This window comes from Paenibacillus wuxiensis (assembly GCF_040195695.1).
GTDB lineage: Bacteria > Bacillota > Bacilli > Paenibacillales > Paenibacillaceae > Paenibacillus_B > Paenibacillus_B suaedae.
The window spans coordinates 298,074-319,371 of record NZ_JBEFZI010000009.1 but is presented as its reverse complement, the minus strand read 5'-3'; the positions used below and the strand labels follow the sequence as shown (position 1 = coordinate 319,371).

13 protein-coding genes are annotated in these 21,298 nt (G+C 46.8%); 1 reads left to right on the top strand and 12 read right to left on the bottom strand.

Annotated elements, in window-relative coordinates; translation table 11 throughout:
* Positions 1–117: 117 nt before the first annotated feature.
* The 5 genes from bglX to ABN764_RS22005 form a co-directional block, all read right to left on the bottom strand.
* Positions 118–2,283 carry a beta-glucosidase BglX gene (bglX, locus tag ABN764_RS22025; protein ID WP_446673132.1) on the bottom strand — a complete coding sequence of 722 codons (2,166 nt, stop codon included), beginning with the start codon at positions 2,281–2,283 and terminating at the stop codon, positions 118–120.
* Positions 2,284–2,560: 277 nt separating this feature from the next.
* Entirely contained in the window at positions 2,561–4,156 is a 1,596-nt protein-coding gene (locus ABN764_RS22020; RefSeq protein WP_446673131.1) for a type 2 periplasmic-binding domain-containing protein, read from the bottom strand.
* A 92-nt stretch (positions 4,157–4,248) separates the two neighbouring features.
* Complete coding sequence (locus tag ABN764_RS22015) at positions 4,249–5,151, bottom strand: carbohydrate ABC transporter permease (RefSeq protein ID WP_021261536.1); 903 nt, start codon at positions 5,149–5,151, stop codon at positions 4,249–4,251.
* Positions 5,152–5,166: 15 nt separating this feature from the next.
* The gene (locus ABN764_RS22010; RefSeq protein ID WP_446673130.1) at positions 5,167–6,129 is read right to left on the bottom strand and encodes an ABC transporter permease; all 963 of its coding nucleotides are present in this window, start codon (positions 6,127–6,129) and stop codon (positions 5,167–5,169) included.
* Positions 6,126–6,875, bottom strand: coding sequence for an alpha/beta hydrolase (locus ABN764_RS22005; protein ID WP_446673157.1), 750 nt, complete (start codon positions 6,873–6,875; stop codon positions 6,126–6,128). Before ABN764_RS22005 ends, ABN764_RS22010 begins: the two co-directional genes overlap by 4 nt.
* Positions 6,876–7,499: 624 nt before the next feature.
* Here ABN764_RS22005 and ABN764_RS22000 point away from each other — a divergent pair.
* Positions 7,500–8,417 carry a serine hydrolase domain-containing protein gene (locus ABN764_RS22000; protein WP_446673129.1) on the top strand — a complete coding sequence of 306 codons (918 nt, stop codon included), beginning with the start codon at positions 7,500–7,502 and terminating at the stop codon, positions 8,415–8,417.
* Between the two features lie 25 nt (positions 8,418–8,442).
* Here the strand turns inward: ABN764_RS22000 and ABN764_RS21995 are convergent, their stop codons facing one another.
* From ABN764_RS21995 to ABN764_RS21965, 7 genes are all read right to left on the bottom strand, one after another.
* Entirely contained in the window at positions 8,443–9,357 is a 915-nt protein-coding gene (locus ABN764_RS21995) for a CPBP family glutamic-type intramembrane protease (protein WP_446673128.1), read from the bottom strand.
* A gap of 286 nt (positions 9,358–9,643) precedes the next feature.
* Entirely contained in the window at positions 9,644–12,745 is a 3,102-nt protein-coding gene (locus ABN764_RS21990; RefSeq protein ID WP_446673127.1) for an efflux RND transporter permease subunit, read from the bottom strand.
* Between the two features lies 1 nt (position 12,746).
* Positions 12,747–13,787, bottom strand: a complete 1,041-nt coding sequence (locus tag ABN764_RS21985) for an efflux RND transporter periplasmic adaptor subunit (RefSeq protein WP_446673126.1) — start codon at positions 13,785–13,787, stop codon at positions 12,747–12,749.
* Between the two features lie 444 nt (positions 13,788–14,231).
* The gene (locus ABN764_RS21980) at positions 14,232–14,759 is read right to left on the bottom strand and encodes a hypothetical protein (RefSeq protein WP_446673125.1); all 528 of its coding nucleotides are present in this window, start codon (positions 14,757–14,759) and stop codon (positions 14,232–14,234) included.
* A gap of 287 nt (positions 14,760–15,046) precedes the next feature.
* The gene (locus ABN764_RS21975) at positions 15,047–15,379 is read right to left on the bottom strand and encodes a polymorphic toxin-type HINT domain-containing protein (RefSeq protein WP_446673124.1); all 333 of its coding nucleotides are present in this window, start codon (positions 15,377–15,379) and stop codon (positions 15,047–15,049) included.
* A 115-nt stretch (positions 15,380–15,494) separates the two neighbouring features.
* Positions 15,495–16,013 (bottom strand): hypothetical protein, encoded by a 519-nt coding sequence (locus tag ABN764_RS21970; protein WP_090509282.1) that lies wholly within the window; start codon positions 16,011–16,013, stop codon positions 15,495–15,497.
* A gap of 1 nt (position 16,014) precedes the next feature.
* Positions 16,015–21,270 carry a polymorphic toxin-type HINT domain-containing protein gene (locus ABN764_RS21965; protein WP_446673123.1) on the bottom strand — a complete coding sequence of 1,752 codons (5,256 nt, stop codon included), beginning with the start codon at positions 21,268–21,270 and terminating at the stop codon, positions 16,015–16,017.
* Between the last annotated feature and the right edge of the window lie 28 nt (positions 21,271–21,298).

The following is a 21,298-nucleotide window of genomic DNA, read 5'->3' as shown; positions in this document are numbered from 1 at the left end:
CCCTTCCTCCTATCCCAGCTCATAGCAAGGCATCTTTTGTATCTATAAATCTAGTTCTAGTTGTTCTAGTAAGGCTATGCTTTTTTGATTAGCTCATCTCTTATTCTTAAATAAGCATCAGCGAACGAGTCGGAAAGAATCTTGCAATGTATCACGGCTGTTCGATCCAACATGTACTTGGAACATTCCTTCATCGCTTGCAAAACGAAGATCAGAATGGTGATATCTCAGCTGCTCCTCGGTTAAGTGGAAGCGGATTTCCTTGCTTTCTCCTGATTCCAACTCAATCTGCACATAGTCCTTCAGCTCGCGCAGCGGACGAACAACCTCGCCCGATATGTCGCGGATATACAGCTGCACCGTTTCCACACCTGCTCTCGCTCCTGTGTTCGTAACGGTTATGCGGATTTCGAGCTCCTCCTCGTCTGATATCTCGCTGCTGGATAGCTCCAGATTGCTGTAGGCGAACGATGTATAGGACAGTCCGTAGCCGAACGGAAGCAGCGGCTCATTCGAGCAGTCGATATATTTCGAGACATAGCGTTCATCCGTCTTGCTCGGATTCAGCGGCCGTCCCGTATTGAAATGATTGTAATAAACCGGAACCTGTCCGACCGATTGCGGGAACGACATCGTAAGCCGCCCTGACGGATTCACCTTGCCGAGCAAGATGTCCGCAACGGCTGCTCCGCCTTCACTGCCAGAGAACCATGCTTCCAATACAGCATCTGCTGATTCGATGACGCCATGCAGATCGAGCGGCCGGCCATTGAACAAGACAGCAGCCATCGGCTTGCCAAGCGTCTTCAGTTGCTTCACTAGATCAAGCTGCACTTCCGGCAGACGAAGATCCGTACGGGAGGCGCCTTCGCCGCTCATCGCGGATGCCTCGCCTAGCGCAAGCACAATGACATCCGCGGCAGCAGCCGTATTGAGCGCTTCCTTCAACTGAGCTGCTGTCATACACTCGATGTCGCATCCAGCCGCGATGCTCAGCTGCCCGCTTGGCAGCCGCTCCAACAAGGCATCGCCCAGCTTCACCGCATCCTCCTTCGCACCGACGCAGGACCACCAGCCTAATATGTCCTCGCTCTGGGCGAATGGCCCAATCAGCGCCACCTTAGTATCAGGCTGCAATGGCAGTATGCCGCTATTTTTCAGCAGAACGCAGGATTTAGCTGCCAGCTCGTAGGATGCCTTGCGATGCTCCGCGCAGAAAAGAATCTCACGCTCCCGTTCTGGATTCGAGCCGCGCAGCGGATTCTCGAATAGGCCCAGCTTGTCCTTGAGGCGCAGAATACGCAGCACCGCTTCATCGACAAGCGCTTCATCTATCTTGCCTTCGCGGATAAGCCCCGGCAAATGATGCACATAGCACGGCGTCATCATCTCGATGTCCACTCCCGCCCGTATAGCACGGAGAGCCGCCTCGCGATCATCCTCAGCCGCACCGTGAGCAATCATTTCCCGTATGGAAGCCCAGTCCGATATCACAATGCCGCCGAAGCCCCATTCCTCGCGCAAAATTCCGCGCAGCAGCTTCTCATTGCCTGTTGCGGGTATTCCGTCAACGGTATTGAAGGAGGACATGACCATCTCGCAACCTTCGTCCAGCGCTGCCTTATACGCAGGCAAGTAATATTCGCGCAAGGCTCTCTCCGACATATCAACCGTGTTGTACTCGCGGCCTCCTTCCGGTGCCCCATAAGCGGCAAAATGCTTCACACATGCGGCCAGCCGCTCCGAATCTCCCTTTACATCGCTGCCTTGATAGCCGCGCACAAACGCCCGTGCGAATAAGCTGTTCAGATGCGGATCCTCGCCCGTCGTCTCCATCACTCTTCCCCAGCGCGGATCACGAACCAGATCGACCATCGGTGCGAACGTCACATGAATGCCCGCGACAGCCGATTCTCGCGCCGCGATTGCCGCACTCTGTTCTGCGAGCTCCGTATTCCACGAGCAGCCGATCGCGAGCGGGATCGGAAAAATGGTCTTGAAGCCGTGAACGACATCGGCCATGAATAGAAGCGGAATGCCAAGACGGCTTTTCTTCATATAATTCTGCTGCACATCGATTACCGCCTGCGCCCCGGACAAGCCAAGCACAGAGCCGCTCGCCGCAACCATCTGCTCCGTTATGCCCATTTCCTCCATTGGCCCCGTCACCTGCCCCTCGCTGTCCGAGCCTTCATGAAAATGTCCCGTAAGCTGCAGCAGCTGAGCAATTTTCTCTCCCAATGTCATCTGTTGTACAAGCGCTTGAAGTTGTTGATTATCCATAGTAGTTCCTCCACGGTTCGAATTTCTCGTATGAAAGATCATTGACTGGTCATCATTCGAAGGGATTATCATTTTTCATTTTTCATTTCCTAAAGTAGTGATTCTCCTTCCTCAGGGACTTGCGCAATACTTTGATTCCGTTGTGCGTGCGCCAAAGAGCAGCAATCATCGATTGTGCAAATTCCTCATTGAGAAGAACAATATTGTGGAAAAGGAACCCGGCAGCAGCAATCTCTGTGCTCAATTGGCATACCGGGTTCATTCAAACAAATCGTACCTATTTCAAATTGTTCAACTCATCCAGAGCCGGCTGTACGAGTGACATTTTGCTCTCCACCCACTTTTTCCAGTTCGATTCCAGATCACCACTCTGCAAAATAAGATTCGTGTACTCCGTCTCGTAAGTGAAAGTTGCCTGGTTCTTCACCTTGGAATCGTGCAATTGAACCGTCCAGTCGTAGGCGGCCAGCTTACCGCCCTCTTTGCCCAGCTTCGCCTTGTTCTGATAATGCAGAACGGAGCGGTCGCGATATTCCTTCTTAATCGCCGGGTTAATGATGCTGAAGTCGTCTCCTAATAAATACAGCCCTTCAAAGCGGCTTGGGTATTTGTCCTCAAGCGATGTTCCTTCCGGCAGCAGGCTTACAAGCTCCTTGTTGTCGCCGTATTTCCAATCCTTGCCCTCGAAGCCCATGTTCAACATCATTTGCCCTTCTGTGCTAGTCGAATAATCCAATAAGTCCATAACTCGTTCAAACTTCTCTTTACTGATGTTCGGCGAGAAAATGAGTGCCGACCAGAAATTCGCCTGCTCCAGATTGCGATATTTGCCGTCGTCGCCAAGCACGATCGCAGTATGAACAAGATCGTCGCTGCTCACGCCCAGGTTTTTCTGCATATCCTTATCCACGTCTTGTCTAAAGGAAGCCAGACCGCCAAGGCCGGCTACTGCCGCTGCGCCTTTCACGCGGAAGTTGTCGCCTCCCTCGCTGTTTTTCCATGTATAGAACTCAGGATTCAACAGTCCTTCCTTGTATGCCTGCTGCATCAGCTTCAAGCCAACAAGCGTTTCTGGATCAGCTGGCCCCCAGTGATATTTTCCATCCCCTCCTTTATAGAAGGCAGACTCCACACGGGAATGCTCACTGTTCGGCATAATGATGTTCACCATTGCGTCTCCTGCATTGAAGGAAAGAGGCACCAGATTCGCACCGACCTTGCCCGGATCCTTCTCTTTCACCAGCTTGGCAAACGTCATTAATTCACTTGTCGTATAGGCATCCTTTAATTCAAAGCCGACAGCCTTTGCCCAGTCCTTGCGCAGAACAATAACGCCGTTTTGGTTGACAAGCGGATCAGCAGGCTTGTTCTCGTAGTACACGGGACGTGGCAGCAGATAAGTGCCGCCCTTCAGCTCTTCCAGCTTCTCGCCAAGCCCAGTCAGCTTGTAGGCAGTAGCCACGTTCGGCCAGCGCTCCTTCCAATCGTCCGGGAACTTGTACAGAAGCCCTTGATCGATATAGTTCATCGCGTCGCCGTGAATATAGTTCCATGTAGCCACGTCAGGAAGATCGCCGGAGCTGACCCACAGCCGCAGCTTCTCCGCCCATGAATCCCATTCAATGAAGTTGTAATCCCACTCCAGATTAAACTTATCCATCCAGAACTTGTGGAACTCATTGTTCAATTGTCCGTCCTTCAGATTAATGGTGCTTGCCACGGAAATTTTGAGCTTATCCTTGTAATTTCCGTTTTCATCCTTCTCGTTTCCCCCTTGCGCCCCCTCCTTCGAGCATGCTGTAGCCAGCAGCATTACCAGACATAGCGAGAGGAGAAGAATGGATCTTACCGACAGCTTTTTGTCTGCTTTCATGTTTTGTCGCCCCTTGTTTTTTGGATAATAGATTTTTGATGCATAGTGCCGTCATACCATCATGCAAAAATAACAAAAATCTATGTGTATCATCAGGTCTTAATTGCCCCTGTTAACACCCCTTTAGCGAAATGCTTCTGAAGCAGAGGGAAGAAGCACATGATAGGCACCATCGTGACGAACACCGCCGCCATCTTCATCCCCGTTGAAAAAGCTTGCTTGCCGACAGCACTTACGCTTGAAGCATTAGATGCGTTCGTCGTCGATTCCACAATAATGGTGCGAAGCACGTTCTGCAGCGGAAGCTGCTCTGCCTTGCGCAGGAAGATCATCGCATCATACCAGCTGTTCCAATATGCGACTCCATAGAACAGCGTAATGGTTGCCATAATGGGAGCGGCCAGCGGAAGCACGACGGAGAACATAATTCTCCATTCGCCCGCTCCGTCCAAGCGTGCGGACTCCATCAGCGATTCCGGAAGACTGTAGAAATAGTTCATCATCAGAATCATATTGAAAGCGCTGAAGCTGCCGGCAAAAATGACAGACCATAATGTTCCGGTCAGATGCAGGGATTTCATGATCAGGTACAGCGGGACAATGCCACCGTTAAAAATCATCGTGAACAGCACGAGAAAGAAAATAATCCGTTTGCCCGGAAACTTGCTTCTGCTAAGTCCATAAGCCATGCTGCTCGTCAAGAACAGGCTTAGCGGCAAACCGACAATAAGCAGCTTGAAGGTGTTCCAGTATCCCATAAGAATACTTCCGTCCATGAAAAGCGCCTTGTAGGAGGCCAGCGTCGGATTTTTCGGGAACAACATGAACGGATTGTCGGCGTACTCCTTCGGCGTCGAGAATGAAATCATAATGACATTCCAGAATGGAATGAGAATCAACAGTGCAATACCAAGTAGAATGACAAATAAGATATAGTCGAGGGCAGTCATCTTCTCTCTGCGGAACGCTGACCGCCGTGCCGTTTTCTTGCTCATTGTTGCTTCCCCTCCTTATCGGAATAGCCCGTCTCCGCCCAGCATTTTCGCTACTCGATCGGCAGCAAGCAGCAGGATCATATTCACCAGAGATCGGAACAAGCTGACCGCCGTTGAGAACGAGAAGTCAGTCGAAGATTGGAAGGTGATCCGGTATATGTACACATCCAGCACCTCGGACACATTTTTCGTAGCTGCATTTGCCAAGTTGAAAATTTGATCAAAGCCCGATGACATCAGTCCGCCTACGGACAGAATGAACATGACCGTGACGGTTGGCATAATGTTGGGCAATGTAATACGGAACACCTGCTGCATCCGTGACGCCCCGTCAATCTGGGCAGATTCGAATTGATCCTGATCGATTCCCGAGATGGCAGCCAAGTAGATAATGGCTCCCCATCCGGTCGATTTCCAAATGTCCGTAAGCAGCAGCATCGGAACGAACGTGCTCTCTGACCCAAGAAAATTAATCGTTGGCAGTCCAAGCAGCGTCAGCGTGCTGTTCACAAGTCCATCATAGGCTAGTACATTAATGACAACCCCTGACACGATAATCCATGACAAGAAATGGGGAAACGTCAGCACGGTTTGAAATACCTTTTTCCCACGCTTCATTCGAAGCTCGTTCAGCATGAGCGCCAGCAGGATCGGGAATGGGAATTGAATGACCAGCTTAATGATGTTGATGTACAGCGTTCTCCACAGCGCATCGAGGAAGGCGGGATCACGGAACACGTACTTGAAATTTTCAAACCCGACCCACGGACTGCCCCAAATGCCCAGGTTCGCCTTATACTCCTTGAAGGCAAGCGATAAGCCGCCCATCGGCAAATACGCAAAAAGAAGAAGCCAGATCAGCCCAGGAAGAAGCAGCGTATATACCATTCGATGCTTCCATATATCACTGAATAGCGCTCCCAGCTTCGAACGACTCTTCAGCTTGCCGTCTGGCCCCTGCAAGGCTGCAGATTTCACATTGCATTTCCCCTCTCAGTTCGCTTCTTGTTGTCAAAAAGAAAGTCAAACACTGTCCTCAAATGCTTCTCCCAAAATACCCAGTCATGGATACCCGAATCTTCAACATAGCGGAAGTGGAACCCGGATGAAGAAGTCGCATTCATGTACGCAGCAAACGCTCGATTCATTTCGATGAAAGGATCTTCCGTGCCACAGCAGCACAGTATGGACGGCATCGGGTTTCCCGCTTCCAGCCTCTTGGCAACCAGCGCATATAGATCCTGCTCGGGCTTCAGAAGTAAATCCATGCCAAACACCGCCTGCATCTCTCTCACCATTCCATGGGGCATATCGGGATCGCGAAGTCGACGCTGCATATCGGTCACCCCGGACAACGATACTGCCTTGGCGTAACGCTCGGGATAGGTAAGCGCACATTTCAATGCACCATATCCCCCCATCGACAAGCCCGCGATGTATGTATGCTCTGGCTCGACATTCAACTGGAGCAGCTTGCTGCACAAATCGGGAAGCTCTTCGGTAATGAATGTAAAGTAGTCGAGTCCATACGCCATGTCTGTGTAATAACTGCGATTAGCCTCTGGCATAATTACCGTGCAATTGTGACGCTGCGCATATTGCTCAATCGTCGTCAGCCGCTGCCATGTGCTCGCATTATCACCAGCACCATGCAGCAAATAGAGCGTACTGCTTGGCGGAGTTTGCGATTCCAAGGGATAAATCACGTGAATGCTCGTGTTCATTCGCAAAACGTTCGACCCAGTTTCTATCGTTACATGCGCCATATGTAATCCCTTTCATTTTTGGATTTTTGAAATATAGTTCTGACTGCTAATAGATCATCAAACATCGACCGTTTTACATGTTCATTCGCTACTGTAATCCAGCTTTTCGTCTGCAACTAAGTGAAAATCACTCGCTGAAAACACATGATTGCGTAATGTAAGCAACTCTTTCGAATCGTTTCGACACAATCATAGATCTATGTTCCTGAATCTGTCAATGCTTTTTTTGATGCATTCGATCAAAGGGGTAAAATTTGAATACTCATAATTGGCAATTACCCAGTTTTTGAGATATAAAATAAAAAGAAAGCGATTACTATAGACTCATTGACAACGCACTAGAACCAATGACATACTTGAAGTATAGATTTCATCATACATAATTGAAACGTTTCTATTCAATAGTGACGCGTGATTTCATGATTTTCATGAAGAGATTTAGATCACGTTTCTACATCGATCATCCATGACATATACAACAAGCGTTTTGGCGAAACGGAATGTGCTCGAATTCTAATGCGCGTGAAATGGTTTGGGCGGATATAGGAACATACCACTCATATTGAGAAAGGAGTAATGGAGATGATAGAACCCTCAAGCCTGACCGAATTCGTGAATCGGATTAAGGCTGAACAATTGCAGGTCACCTCTGTGCGGGTTCGTCAGGGCGGGAAATTGATCGGAAAGTGGGATCAGAACGAAGACAGTCGGCGGTTGCAGCACTCGATCAGCAAATCGTTTACATGCATGGCCGTCGGTCTCGCCATGGAGGAAGGCAAGTTGACCCTGGACACAACGCTAGGAGATATGTTCCCGCAGTACGCTCATATGCACACGGAGCCCAATCCCCTGCTTCACCCCGCAGGCATCAAGCTGGGCGAACTGCTTCGCATGTCTTCCGGTCATGACTCTCCCCCTCTCTGGGCAGAGGAACGAGCTTCGCTGCAGGAAACGGATTGGGTTCGCTATTACATGTCTCTGTCTCTGGATAGAGTGCCAGGCGAGCGGTTCACATACAGCAGCGGAGATACCTTCATGATCTCGGCAATGGTACAGGCAGCCGTCGGATTAACGGTGCACGACTACTTGCGTCCAAGGCTGTTCGTGCCGCTTGGAATTACAGAAGAAACGTGGGATTCCTCGCCGCTTGGCGTAACGCTGGGCTGTGCCGGGCTGGCACTTACGAACGAAGAACTGAGCCGCTTCGGCCAGCTGCTTCTGCAGCATGGAATGTGGAACGGGGTACAATTGATCCCTGCCGATTGGATTCAGCTTGCAACGAGCAAGCAGATCGGCAATGAAGGCAGCCGTGACTGGTGTCAAGGCTACGGCTATCAATTCTGGATGTGCTCCCACAATGCCTATCGGGCGGATGGCGCGCATGGTCAGTTCTGTATGGTCATGCCCGATAAGGATGCCGTGATCGCCATCAATAGTCAGGAAGATCGGCTGCAGGATATTTTGGATGCGGTGTGGTCAAAGATTTGGCCGATGCTATAGGTGTGGAAATGTTAAAAAGCCTTAGTTACATGACCTGAAGTACAAAGATGAGAAGTGACAGGAAAATCGGGATTAGCCAGCTATACCCTTTTCTACGATCCATTTGACTGGTGCTGTTGTGACTCTCCTTGCTCTGTTCTTTCTTGGCAATGATTCGCAGCAGCATATACCCTATATAAACAGCCGGAACAGACAAGGCTCCCCATCCTCCTATTATCCAATAATTCGGGGATGCTTCGGTTGAGGTGATGCCCATAACGAGGTCTCCACCCTTCAAATAGGAACCAATGACATAGGTTGTATTTGTGGCCAAGTGAATGACTATTCCCGGCCAGATTGACCGGGCATGAAGCACGATTATGGCTGAAACCCATGCGGAAAAGAACAGCTCCAGCAGCCGATACGGATTGTCGTGAAATAGAGCAAACAGGAGAGCACTCATCGCCGCTGCAAACCATTTGCCCTTTTCCTCATATCCGGACAATAGCACACCTCTAAACAGCAACTCTTCGCATATCGGAGGAAATACTCCGATAGCCATGATGAGCATGAGCAGCGATGTGAAGTCAGCAGCTAGTGGATAATAGGACATCTGATACGAGCGACCAAGAACATTCGAAATAAGCTCTGTGACTTGATGGATGAACAGCATTGGAACCTGACTGATTCCGTAAATTAGGAGGCTTAGCAGCATCGTACTTAATGATACGTGGCGGAATTTGAATACAGCCTTCCAAGACATCCGCTTGCTCCTTATGAATAAAATGGAAGGTAGTACATGCAAGCCAACTTGTGCAAACATGACATAGAGCAAGAATAGGCCCAAGTTTGCGTACAACGGCTGCTTGTCAGGAAAAATAAAAGTGGACAGCATATTGCTTAATACATAAGAGACAAGGAACAGCCAGCTCGCGTGTAATGCATGTATTCGTTGAGGCATCGGCACCTTTTCCTTTCCAAGATATCATTTCCCATCTACACATTCATTCCATTATCCCTATCTACTTCAGCATTCTAGTAGAAGCACAGTCATGTTTATCAACCCAGAAATGAGAATAATAGGCAAATCAAGCGTAAGCTGTCCGATTCGACATGTCAATTCTTTTATGTACCGGTTGGAGTTGGCTGTATATCACAATGAAAAAGCTCCCACAAACGATTGTATTCGTTCGTGGGAGCTTTGCTATATACCAAGATTTTTTTGATGTTACTGTAGGTGGTTCCAATTAATTAGATACTGTTGCTTCGCTCACGTTCTCTACTTTATTTTTGCGTGTGAACAAGCGCTTCATCCAGTTCGAGAAATCATCCAAATACGTGTACATAACTGGCACCAGCAGCAGCGTAAAGATCGTCGAACAGGACAGACCGAATATTACGACAACCGCCAATGGCGCTTGCATTTCCGCGCCTTCCCCGATGCCGAGCGCAAGCGGCAGCAAGCCGAGCACTGTCGTTAACGTCGTCATGAAGATCGGACGAATCCGGCTCGGCGCACCTTGCATGATGGCCTCATGGCGATCCAATCCGCTGCGGCGTTGGATATTAATGTAATCCACCAATATAATCGCGTTGTTGACGACGATACCCGCGAGCATAATGACCCCGATAATCGCCGTTACGCTAAGCGGTGTGCCCGTAAGGAACAATCCGCCAAGGACCCCAATGAACGTCGTAGGCATCGCGAACATAATAATGAACGGATACAGCAGCGATTCGAACTGCACCGCCATCACGACATAGACGAGGAAGATGGAGAATACGAGTGCAATTCCAAGATCTCCGAATGCTTCCACCATATCTTCACTCGCTCCGCCCATGGAGTATGAATACCCATCTGGGAAATTCATTTTCTTCAGCGATTGTTCAATGTCCTTCGAGATGCTGCCTAAGTCTCTGCCCGCAATATCAGCCGTAACGTTAATTTGACGCTGCTGATTCTCGCGCTGAATCATGACAGGCCCTTGGAGCTGATTGAACTTCGCAACAGCAGACAGTGGAATTAACTGGCCATTCTGCGATTGAATCGTTAAGGCATTCAATGCAGCGATACTGTTGCGTTCTTCCTCCGGCATAATGACTCTCACATTATATTCATTGCCGTCTTCCCGATATTGGGTAGCCATCTGCCCATTCATGGCAAGCGAAATCTCGCTTAATATTTGCTGGTACGAGATGCCATAGGAAGCGGCCAAGCTGCGATCGACAGTAATGTTCAACTCCGCATTACCTTCCGCAGCGGAAGACTCTGCATTGTATACCCCTTGTACGTCAGAGATCATCCACACCACTTGATTCGCAACTTCCTCTAATACCTGTTGATCCTGACCATTCAGCTTGATGTGAATCGGAGCTCCTGCACTTAAGCCTGACTCCTGTGCAGATACAGTAATGTCTGCGCCTGCAATATTGCCTGTCGCATCGGTTAATTTCTGCATCAGTTCCTTGGTCTTGATATCCCGCTCCGAAGCGCGAACCAATTGAACGGTGAACGTAGCAGAATTCGTTCCGCCTCCGCCGAATCCTCCTCCTCCGCCAATCGATTGCGAAGCCGTCTCAATGATCCCCTCATAAGGCTTGAGCAGGGCTGCAACTTCGTCAGCGGTCTTCTTCGTCTCATCCAAACTAGTGCCGCTAGGCGTCTGAACCTTGATCTGAATTTGCCCTTGATCCCCGCCAGGCATGAACTCCATGCCGATGAACGGTACAAGGAAGAAGCTCCCTACAAGTAAAGCAATGGTAGCAAACACCGTCGTTTTACGATGTCCGAGCGCCCATTTCAATATCTTTTTATACCCTGTAACAAACCCGCCGAAGAAGCGCATATACCAGCCCCTCTTCTCCTGCTGCATGATCTTCTTCTCGGATACGATCTTCGACGCCAGCATCGGGATGAGCGTAATCGCCACAACGAGCGATGCAATAAGCGAGAAGCAGACCGTCAGTGCGAGCGGCCGGAAGATATCGGCAGTCAAGCCCTGTATGAACACGATCGGCAGAAATACGACGAGCGTTGTCATTGTTGAAGCTATAACCGCAGAAGCGAGCTCAGATGATCCCTTCACAGCCGCCTCCTTCATGGACATGCCCTGCTGTCGATAAGTAAATATATTTTCCAATATAACGATTGAGTTATCGACCATCATCCCGATACCGAGCGCAAGCCCGCCCATCGAAATGATATTGAGCGTCTGCCCCGTGAAATACATGAGCGTAAACGTCGAAATAATCGCGATCGGCATGGAGAGCGCGATAACGAAGGTCGAGCGTACGCTACGCAAGAAGAGAAGCAGGATCACGACGGCCAATGCGCCGCCGCTCATCATATTGCCGATGACGCTGTCAATCGATTGACGAATGAAGGTCGACGTATCGGACACTTTCTTCAATTCAATACCTTGCGGCAATACATCCTTCATCTTCGCGAGTCCCTTGTCGATGTTATCCGCAACCGCTACGGTATTCGCATCCGATTGCTTCTGTACCGACAGAACGAGGGCAGGGTTGCCATCTACTAACGTCAGCGAGGTTTGCTTCTTGAACGTATCCTTGACGACAGCTACATCACTAACTTGTATTTGTCCCCCACGCGGCAAATGAATGATAGTCTGCTTGATATCATCTACGGAACCGTATTCGCCCTTCACTCGGATTTGCAGATCCTGCACACCTTTCGGTACAGAGCCCGCTGCCTGAGATTTATTTTCTGCGTTGATCGCCTGCACCACTTGAGATGGCGTAATGCCGTACCGCGACAAGCTTGCACGATTCAGCTCAACGAGAATTTCACGCGTTTTACCCCCAGCAACAGAGACAGATGCAACTCCACGTTCTCGTTCCAAGGATGGAATGATGGTCTTGTCCGCAAATTCTTGAAGCTTCTCTGGAGATGCGCCCGTCAAGCCAAGCGTAATGATCGGCATCTGGTTCGGGTCGAACCGAAGCACGGTCGGATCATTGGCATCATCAGGAAGCATCCCCTTCACTTGATCGACCTTCTCCCGGACATCGATCAGGGCGTTGTCCATATTCGTGCCGGTCTTGAATTGCAGCATAACCAGCGAGGAATTCGCCTGTGACTGAGACGACAGGGTGTCAATCCCTTGAATCGTGCTCAGAGAAGACTCCAGCGGTCTGGAGATCAGCTTCTCAATTTCCTCTGGAGCCGCCCCTTGATAGGAGGTCGCGACCACAGCAATCGGCACATCGATTTTCGGGAAAAGGTCGATAGCAAGACTGCGCAGACTGAACAAGCCCAGTGCCAGAATCGCCAGCACGAGCATCATTACGCCGATAGGACGCTTAACGGAGACGTCGATTACTTTCACGTTAGCGTGCCCCCTCGACAATTTTGACTTTATTGCCGCTTGTCAGAGTCAGCTGTCCTTTGACAACAACCTGATCATTCGGCTGAAGATTGCCCTTCACCGCCGTCAGCTTGGATTGCGCCTCAAGCACCTCTACCGCTTCCTCGACAGCTTGTCCATCGCGAATAACGAATACGTGTGAAGCACCATTCTTCTCGACGATTGCTTCTGTCGGCACGAGCAAGGCATCCTTCAGCACTTGCTGATCAACTAAGAATTTGGCCGTCATGCCCGGCTTAATCTCGTCCTTCTTGTTCTCTGCCTGTGTTTCCAGTGCGTAAAATCCAGATTCGTTCGCCACAGGAGACAAGAATGTAATGTGCGCATTCATGGTTTTGCCGAGATCCGGCAGCTCCACCTTGACTTCCTTCCGATTCTGCAGAAGCAGCATCTGATTAGCGCTCACATTTGCCGTGAACTTGATCGGGTTGGTTGACACGATCGTGAACAACGGCGAAGTGCCTGCAGCAATCTCGCCTTGCTCGGCCGCTACACGCACCACCTGACCACTGATCGGCGCCTTGATGGACGCGTCTGCTTTACGGTTGCTCGCTTGCTGAATACGGAGCTCGGCCTGTTCGATACTGCGCTTCGCCTGATCCAATTCAAGCTCAGACGCCTGTGCATTATGCAGCGTTTTATATTGGTCCTGCGCCTGTTCCAAGCCCAGCTGCTCCAAGCGGAGCTGGATGTCCAGATCGTCTGCCTTCACGCTCGCCAGAGTCTCGCCTTTGCTGACGGTGTCACCCTTCTTCACATTCACACTTCTCAATTCACCGCTCAGCTTCGGGATCACCTCGACAGATCGGCTTGCACTCGCTGTCCCAATCATCTCATTGGTCTGATTCAGCGCTCCCTTCTGCACGGCTGCCACCTGAACAGGCGTCTCCTTCTCCTGTGCTCCCTGCATTGGCTGTTCCGCCTCCGGACTTCCGCATCCTGTTGCGGCTCCGAGCATAAGCAGAATGCTCCCCATAATCAGCCAACATCTTCTCACTGCCATAATTGTCCCACTCCCCTTTTGTCTATCATGTATGAAATAATCCCCCTAGCATTTCAGCGCAGCCTACTTACTAAAGTTCTAGTTATATGGTTTAGACGTAAAATATCAGCTGCTCCCCTTAATGATAACACGAGAATGAACTGTGGGTCATTCCATAGAGTCGATGAAGATGTGAAGATTTACTGGAAAGTATTAAATGTTTACGAAAAGGGGTGGGTAGTTTCGGTATATAAGTTGAGAAGATAGAAAAAGTATAAACAGGGTATAAAATCCAAGCATAATGCTGTACGCATACAATTTTGACGGAATTTTGATATCGGACTAACGAGGGTTAAATTTTTCAGGTTGTTCCGCCCGATTCATTCGGCACTGGGTGGGTATTAAAGAAAAGGCCTTGAAAGAGAGTATCTTTCAAGGCCAAATAAACACACTTACTTTATATAGTTATCGATAGATTTTCCCTTCCGTTTCTATTACTTCATACTCATGAACCAAACGTTTCATGCCCGGAAGCCCCTCTTCCGAATATCCCAATTTACTCAATGCAGTTATTAAGTTTTGCAGAACTCTTTTCCATTCAGAACTAAATGATTGCTTTGTTAATGTAACATTTCCACTATTTTGCAATAGTTGCCCTGTTCTTCCTGAAACATCCCCCCACTTGGCTTTAATCACTAACTGTGTTGAGTCCCATGACAAATGCCATACATGTGCAAACGTATTCGAAGCCCAATGGATAGTCTTTGCACCTGAGTCTTCTTTTCTTAATACTTCTAAAATTTCTAATATATCATCAATCATAATACTAATATCATATTTATAACCCAGTAAAATCGGAACATAATTCCATACAATCACCGCATTTTCAGTCAAAAGTGGAAATGAACTCTCTATCGCATCTGACAGAGATTCTGCTTCACTATCAAATACTCCAGTAATCCTTGGACAACTTGCTTGTATAATAAATGACATTTCGAAACCTCCTTTATGGGGCCGGATATCCGTGGAAAGTACCAGTACCATTATTTCTAACCCACATTCTTGTTGCTTGTACAGTAGTTCCATTAGGCATGTGTACAACGGATGTTGAACCGGTTGGAAGTTCAAACCAAGCCCCTTGACCCTTTTCCAAAGAACTGGCTTTTGTAGCGGCATACTCCAAATCCGTTTTACTCCATTGTCCTTGGGGTGTTCCCGTACTTTTAGCTGTTGCCGAACCATATTTCCATTTAACCCCATATTTACCTGACTTAAGATATTTAGCCTCTGGTCTCAGACATCCATTCGTAATTATGCACCCAAATCCCAATATCAGTTACATAATACGTGTGGAAATCAGCAACCGTAAAGTTATAAACCGTAACTGGCTCAACTAGCTTAACGAACTCAACCTTATCAATCGTCAAGTTGCTTCCGTCAGCTTTTTGGAGCTTATCGCCTATTTGGAGTTCATCCGCAAAGACCCAACCTTTTCCTTCTACCCAGAAAGGATGGTTGTCGGTCGTCGGTCGTGCCATAATCATAATCGTGACGGCCCTATTCGCTTCAACCTTACCTTCGACGACAATCTTTGCACGGACTTGTTGAAGCAATATCACACGCGGATTATGAGGGTAATTTCTAATAGGGCATGCCTCCCGATTCATTCGACACTGGGTAGGGGAAAATAAAGACCATGAAGGAACGTTTCCCATGGTCTTTATAAGTTTAGTGCTTTTCCACAAACAACCCCATCTGCTCAATCGACGGTATTATTGAATCAATTGATTTTGAAGTGTGAATTCCCATCAAATAATCATATCCTATAAACACCTTCATCCTTCTGGGATAATAAACCTCTGCACCAATATCTTCACGTAAAAGTAATCTGCAAAACAAATCTATTTTCTTATTATCTAACTTATCCCTATCCTTAACATGCAAATAGGTTTCTAAAACATCTTTTGAATAAAGTTCTTGGATTTTTTTTCTAATACCTTGAAATGTATCATATGAAAAACTGCGTCTAACATCATTAATCGTTAAATAAGGAATCCTCATGTAGTCCATAATTAAATGTATTGCATTAATATAGCAATCTTCAATTTCCTTGTATTTGTCGACTGTCAGCATTTCTCCTTCAAAAGACTTGCCAATATCACCAATTCCAATCCAATCTTCCTTCAAATATCGCCTTTTTTCATCACGAAAATCAGGATTATATTTTGTTATCTCGTATTTGTACAATTTAATCACCTACGCGATTCAAATTAGCATCATACGTTCCCATTCTCGTATCTCTGCTATTAAGCCGTTCTGGTGTCGTTGCCTGCTTCCAAACACCACCATTATGCGGCCCCAAACCGTTACCACTGCCAATATCTTGACTGATATATGTTTTAGTTTTTTTGTTATAAAAAATTTTTTCTTTGGTCTTTGCAGTAAACTTGGTTGGTTCGAATCCTAATTTCTTGGCAGCATTTGTGGCCTGCTTCGTTGTCATCCTTACCCAACCACATTTTGTATTATGAACCCATATCCCTAAATCCGTTACATAATACGTATGGTAGTCCGCAACCGTAAAGTTATATACCATCACTGGCTCGTCCAGTAAGACAAACTCTACTCTATCAATCGTCAGATTACTTCCATCAGCCTTTTGGAGTTTATCCCCCACCTTAAGCTCATCTGCGAAGATCCATCCCTTACTTTCCACCCAAAACGGATGGTTGTCGGTCGTCTCGATGAGGAGATCACCAATGTATAGCTTTATTATATCATTACGGTAATTCGTATAGAGTGCTGTGACTTCCTTATAAGCCAATTCTCCATTTGCATCAAACTCAGACTTAGCAAGAACCTTATCTCCGACTTCAATGTCTTCGATATTCTTCTCCCCTTCGTCTGTTTGAACCTTGGTTCCAGCGGTAAAACAATTGCAACCACTGTTTTTTCCAACTTTCACACTCGGCTTATTTTTAGCACTGAATTTTGGAAGGCCTTTTGTTGATAGCGAATTATTGGATATCGTAGCAAACATATATTCCGCATCTGTTAAAGGGAGCTCAAGCTTCATTTGATTAAATTCCGCTTTGCTGTAAGTCTCCCAAAAAGTCTGTCTGTTTTGTTCCTTTGGTAATAAATATTCAATTTGCGCCTTGTTATTATAAAAACCTTTTACTACCCCGGCTGACATATAAGGCAATATATAGGCCATGACGATTCTATCATCCATATAATAATCAGCATTACTTTGATCAGCACATTGACCTGTATGAGCATATTTCCCGTCAACTGACACACAATAGTTCCCAGATGGATCAGAATAGATTAATGGATTGTTCTCAACATACGTATACCGATTCATGCTTAACGGATTAGTAAGATTCCCAGCATATGTGTCTTCCGACATGAAGCGGCCTTGGCTCGGATCATACCAGCGCGCTCTTAAATATTGCAAGCCTGTCTCTGAGTCCCAATACTCTCCGGAATAGCGGAATATGTTCGGTACTTGCTCCTTCTCCGTTTCCGGATTGCCCCAGATGTCGTACGTATACGTGTTCAATTCCTTGCCTGCACTATCCAACAGTGATACGACGTCTCCATGTCCATTAAAACGATAGTATTGGAGCTCCTTGGACTTCATATCTTGACGTGCCCACAGCTTGCCCTGCACATCATAGATGTATGCATATGCGATGCTTGGCTTGCCATCTGCTCCTACTTCAGCTTCTGCAACTAGATTTGCAGATGCATCATAGTAATAGCGAGTCCGCTTCTCCTTTGTTGCCCGCTCATACAGCAGTCCATCCCCGCTATAAGCGTAATTAACTTCCTTTCCATTGCCCCCTTTTACTTGAGTAAGACGATTAAGCAAGTCAAAGGTATAAGATGCATTCTTCATGCCAGACACGGTCTTGTTGACTAATCCAGTCCGGTTACCAATTACGTCATACGTATACGTATCATCTGTATTCTGATCCTTGACGCTTAGTATTCGGTTCAAAGCATCATAAGTGAACTCACTGACTTGATTTCCTGATGTTATGCCCGTAATATTTTTGTTCACATCATACTGGTAATTAAATTTCTGGTCACTAGGTGCGCCATTATTCGATAATCCTGTTAGATCATATCCATTGAATGAATAATCAGTGCTTAACCCTTTGCCATTTGCTTGGCGCTTCATTTGCTGGTTCGGACTGTACTCGAAGGTGAATCGATCCAGTGGTGTATTTGCCGCAGCATTCAACCCTTTACTGTTTGCATTTCCTCCGTATACCTGAAGCTCCGACACTTGATTCATTTCATTTAATTGTCCTTGAACACGCATGACTTGCTTATCCGCGCCTGTTAAGGTATATCCAGTATGCTGCTGCGAGTTCCGTTCATAATCCAAATTCGTACCGTCTGGATAAGAAATGCCAATCAGCATACCATCATCCGCATCATATTTGTAGCCAGTTACCCCATGACGATCCTTCATCACAGTAATGCTGCCATTGGAATCATAACTATAATCTACGGTTTCCTCTGCTGTTTTCATTGTCTTCAGCAAATTATTTTGATCGTACGAGTATTCGGTGGCTTGGCCAGCTTTGTTGACGAATTTTTTCAAATTATTGCTTTCGTCGTAGTAGAATTTCTCAGTGCCTCCCGATCTTGTATATCTCGTAAGACGTCCGAGTTCGTCATAATTAAGCAGATCCCGCATGTTGTTTGAAGATGAAACTTCCTTCAGAAAACCACCTTGGCTATACGCATAGGAGGTTAATTTCCCATCTCGATCCTCAACGCTTCTCAATCTGCCGAGCACATCGTAGCCAAATTTCACTTGTTTTCCCTTGGCATCTTCATTGTTCAAAACATTACCTGCGAGATTATAAGTTAGTTTGCTTGTAATGTTGTAACCAGCACCCGTATTTTCTTCCATAGCGATCACTCGCCATAGTGAATCATACGTTTCACGAACCTGATATCCTGCCGCATCCGTATACGTTAACTTACGATTAATTAGATCATAATCTACGCGATCTTTCGTTTGATCCGCATATTGCGTTTCTAGCAGACGGCTAAATGCATCGTAGCGGAATTGTGTCTTATTGTCTTCCGCATCAGATTGTGAGATCAAGTTTCCTCGTTCATCATAAGTATATTTGTAACGAGCTTGACCATTTTGCTCCTCTGCCAGCATTCCTACAGGATTATATCGTTGTACCGTTATGATTCCATCCGGAGCCGTCGTGGTTACCTCGTTATTCGAATCGTCATAATCATTGCGAATTGAGGTTCCGTCTGGATAGATCAACTGCAGCATACGTCCTACGCGATCATATTGGTACTGTTCCGAAATACCTCGACCATCAAGCACCTTGTTCAATTGACCCGTCGGCAAGTATTCGAATCTCGTTGTAATCATATTCTTGCTTCCATCTGCATCGGTTACATTCAACGCTCGACTTGTAACGAGTGATTTCCCGTATGGAGATTCATAACCGAAGGACGTAATGATTAGGCGTCCATCATCATATACAATGCTCGTTGACACGTTCCCGATTGAATCGTATCTATATTCGGACGAAGCAATTGCTTTGTTGGACGAAGCACCTTCATGAACAGAATGATTTGTAACGCTTCCTTTATCATCGTACTTGAGTACAGTTACACGATTCTGATTCAATGCAGGTAAAATCTTCGTTAGAACCTGACTAGGTCTTGACCAATTGTACGGCGTTGAGCCTGTCTGATATTGAATTGTCGATTCTTGTCCTGTGCTAAGTTTTTCAGACAACAACAATCCCTTATCATCATAGCTGTACGATATGGATTCAGCCTTCGTCGATGCTCCATTCTGAGAAGTCGTTTCTTCAACTCGGAGCGGCAGATTATGCTTGGCTGCCATATCATAAGTCATCGAGCGAACCATCTCTGTCGTTCCATCGCTTATCTGAACCCGCTCCATAACATGCAAGTCGGGCTGATTTTGAGATGCATATGCTTTTTTAATTCGATATTGCTCCGTTAACTGTTCGAAAATTACCTTCGTCGTCCAAGCTGCGTCTTTCCCGAAGCTTTCTAAGTCCTCGTTCGAATATTCCAGCTTAATAGGATGTAACTTCACGTCTCCTTCCATCGAAGCATAAGAATCCTCTCGGCTCCGAACTTTGTATACAAATTCAGAAGCATATGCTCCGATCTGTTTACGCTTAGCCACATAGTCAATAGTCGTAAACGCAGACGAAGGATGAACAATTCGGGTTAACATGGCATATTCGTTCATCCCTTGATTATCTATATCATTCACGAGATCCGGTAAAAAGTTAAATCTCGATTCCGGAAAGTAGTATATATACTTGGTGCTGCGACCAGCCGGATCGACGACCTGGTTCAATACCGTGCGGCCTTCCTCTTGACCTTTGTTATATGTGTATTTCCGTTCCGTCCCTGATTGTTGAACGATAACCTGATTCGTACTATATGTAAAAATCAGCTTATTTCCATCATTATTCGAAATCGATGACAGTACTTTATTGCCATCATTCGTGGTATATCCAAATTCAACTTTATTACCGTAATTATCCTTAATCAGAATCAAGTATCCGTTCGCATCCAGAAAATAATCATATCCGTTCAATATAGAGAGCTTATAGGCACTTGGTATGCCTGATACTGACTGGCTGGCATCCACCTTGAGAAGCACATTTTTCAGCCCGTATCCTAATAAGCTCAAATCTGTACCTAATTGATAGGTTCCAATTCCGGGAACGCACAAATACTTATTTCCGTTATTCGTTTGCAGATAAGGCAGATCCCATCTCCAGCCCCGACCTAGTGCGGAGCTAGCCTCTTCTCTTCGTACTTTCACAGCATTACGATATTGACCCGATTGCGCATCCTTCTCCACACCCATTTCCTGACTTGCTAATGCGCTATCATATTTCCGTACGAGAGCAAAAGGAATCGTACCTGGCAGTACAATATCTACAGATTGAACGTAGAAATCACCAGTCGTCGTAGAAATCGAATCTTGACCGTAACCAATTTCGTATGAAGAAGTCTCATTTCTTAACTTATGATGCTGCAACGCAGATTCATCATAGGATGCTGAAGCAAAAGCAGGTTGCCCTGCTTCTACTTCTACCAATTGATGTTGAGAATTCTTCGAATATACTTCCCTAGGTTTTTCCCCTGCATCCCATAGGATTGGTTCTGTTACAGAAGCGCTCTTCAGAATTTCATCCGCACTTCCTCTGCCCTGCTTCTGATCCAGTAATGCCTGATAAATGTTGTATAATGAATGGCCGGAAGCAATCTGTTTAAAGAGCCATTCCTCTGTAACTTGAAATTGCTCTAGTACCCAGTTAATTGTAATAGGCTTAACAGATTCACTTGCCCGGGCCTGTCTATTACTGTTTTGTTCCACTTCTGCATAGACATTCGTTATTGGAAAGCTAGGTAGAACGATTGCTATACATAACAGAATCGCTAAACATTTCTTAAACATCTGCAAAATCCTTTCCTGTTCAAATTCG